Below are 277 nucleotides of genomic sequence, written 5' to 3'. Positions count from 1 at the left end.
CACAAAGAGCTGGCACCTGGGTCTTCTTCCAGCTCCTTGATGGCTCGCGACAGCGACGGCTGTTGTGAAGTCGCTCCGCTGCGCAAGCGAAATGCAGTTCTTCGGCGAGCCCAATGAAGCATCGTAAATGGCGCAGTTCCATGAGCCATCGCTCGCCCGGTCCGGCCCACGTCACGAGTTGCAGTATTTAGGGCAATCACCTTTCCCTTTTCACAGCCGCATCAGGCCACCGTCAACCACGAGCGTCTGTCCCGTCACGAAACGCGCGTCCTCACTG

1 pseudogene is annotated in these 277 nt (G+C 59.2%); it reads right to left on the bottom strand.

Annotation, left to right across the window (positions count from 1 at the left end):
• Positions 1-142, bottom strand: a pseudogene (locus SB772_RS40440) (LysR family transcriptional regulator); the annotation flags it as partial.
• Positions 143-277: the final 135 nt, after the last annotated feature.

The sequence above is a fragment of the Paraburkholderia sp. SIMBA_030 genome (genome assembly GCF_046535245.1).
GTDB lineage: Bacteria > Pseudomonadota > Gammaproteobacteria > Burkholderiales > Burkholderiaceae > Paraburkholderia.
The sequence above is the reverse complement of the archived record's forward strand: the minus strand, read 5'-3'. Positions and strand labels throughout refer to the sequence as shown.